Origin of the sequence: Ruminococcus sp. AM43-6 (assembly GCF_003461785.1) — a bacterium.
GTDB classification, from domain to species: Bacteria; Bacillota; Clostridia; order Oscillospirales; family Ruminococcaceae; genus Hominimerdicola; species Hominimerdicola aceti.
This window is the reverse complement of the sequence record NZ_QTXU01000062.1, coordinates 2,213-3,939: the sequence shown is the minus strand read 5'-3', so window position 1 is coordinate 3,939 and position 1,727 is coordinate 2,213. Positions and strand designations below refer to the sequence as shown.

Sequence of the window (1,727 nt, the reverse complement as noted above, 5' to 3'; positions counted from 1 at the left end):
TAGTACACAAGTCCCGAACAGTCGATACCAAGGTTGTTGATCGTCTGCACCGACAGCGGAGTGTACTGTCCCTGATTGTATGCGTACCAATAGCCCTTATTGCCAAAGGTATACGGCGAGCCGAGAAGAGTTGCAGCTTTTGCTACAACCGTATCCGCTGATGGAAAAGCTGAATTTTCCGTTGACGTACTTGCCGCATTCGCTGTGATAACTCCGCTCATAGATGAGCCCAGCATAGAAAAAACGCAAAGTCCTGCCATGAACCCTGCGCTGAGTTTCTTTAATATCTTTGATTTAATTTTAAACATATATTGCATTTCTCCTTTGATTTTGCGCAAATAAAGAGAGTCGGAGAAATCCGACTCTCTTTATTGCATATTTGTTGTTTACTTAATTAGTAAGCAGATTCGCTTACCGAAATATCAATTGTAATATCACTTTCATCAAATATCCGGGTAATATCACCGTATTTATCTGATTTTAAAAATCTGCCGCCTTGTGTGTCGAACACATACCATGCTCCGTCCACATTTACCAGATTTGCCATGTGTCCATACCAGTCATCGGGGGAGAAAAACGCATACCGACATTCAAGCCCGATCCCCTTGCAGGCATACATTGTTGCCACTGAGAACACTTGACAATTTCCGCTGACATTATCCCGAATCCAATTATACACCGCTTCGGCTTTTCCATAATCAGAACCATCGTGGCTCAACCCTGCACCTATATTGTAATATTCATCGGTTGTTCTTCCAAGTGAATTTACATAATTCAGAACACTTTGCAAGTTTGTTGTATCTTCAATTACAACTTCAGGCGGTTCAGTCTGCGGTACTGTAATCTGCGGCTTTGGAGTTGTAGTAGTGGGCGGATTCGTTACCGAAGGCTTTGCCGTTGTTAACGGAGGAGAGGGGGTATTATTCTGTTCCGCTCCGTTATTACTCTGAGGATCATTTGACGGCGAATTATCGGGCTGCGGATTATTCTGTGCAGGCTGGTAGTTATTTTCCTGACCGTTATTATTCTGACCCTGATTAGAATTTCCGTTCGCATTTGAAGAACCAGATTTCTTGGTCGTAGTTACTGTGATATCTGTCGGTTTTGAAGTCTCGGATACCGTCTGCGAACTCTTTCTCGTAGTAGTTGTGGTTTCACTTGTATCCTTTTCTTCCTTTCCAGATGTTACTGCGGAGCCTGTGACCGTGGTCGTAGTTTGGCTCACTGCCGAAGTTTCCACACTTTCTACGGACTCCGACACATTTCCGCAGGCGGTCAGCATTACCGTGCAAAGTATTGATCTGACCGTTGCTCTTTTCATATGATCAACTCCTTTCGACAAGCAATATATCACACCTTTTCTTGTAAATCCAGCCTCTTTTCAAAAGTTCTACCTTTGTGACAATTTACACAGCAAAAGCTTTAGCAAACTACATACTCATAACCGGCTCAGGTTCATCTTCAGGCTCGGACATTTCCTCATCAGGGGTGTTCTCAACCTCGATATCCGTCTGCTGAACCTGCTGAAGCTTGAGATCGTAAGCATTGAGTACAGCCTGATTTACGGCAGTTCTCGCCGACTTGGTTATGGCATGGAAGGTGTCGCTGTACTGCTTGTTGCCGTCCTTATTAGTGTATGAGGTGGAAGGCATATTGACAAACCTGCCCTTTTCGGTCTCGATGACCCTCAGTCCGTGAACGGCGAACATACCGTCCATTGTTACGCT

Annotated in this window: 3 protein-coding genes; all 3 read right to left on the bottom strand. The window is 44.4% G+C overall.

Going from position 1 to position 1,727, the window contains the following annotated elements:
• Positions 1–308 (bottom strand): hypothetical protein (locus DW938_RS14260; RefSeq protein WP_147342411.1); only part of this gene is annotated, 308 nt, incomplete at its 3' end.
• Positions 309–394: 86 nt separating this feature from the next.
• The gene (locus DW938_RS14255; protein WP_118125576.1) at positions 395–1,321 is read right to left on the bottom strand and encodes a transglutaminase-like domain-containing protein; all 927 of its coding nucleotides are present in this window, start codon (positions 1,319–1,321) and stop codon (positions 395–397) included.
• 109 nt (positions 1,322–1,430) lie between these two features.
• On the bottom strand, positions 1,431–1,727 hold a 297-nt coding region (locus DW938_RS14250; RefSeq protein ID WP_207660719.1), incomplete at its 5' end, for a SpoVG family protein.

Bases quoted from the DNA above. Each gene is read 5' to 3' on its own strand.
- DW938_RS14255 (WP_118125576.1), bottom strand. From the start codon at position 1,321: ATGAAAAGAGCAACGGTCAGATCAATACTTTGCACGGTAATGCTGACC.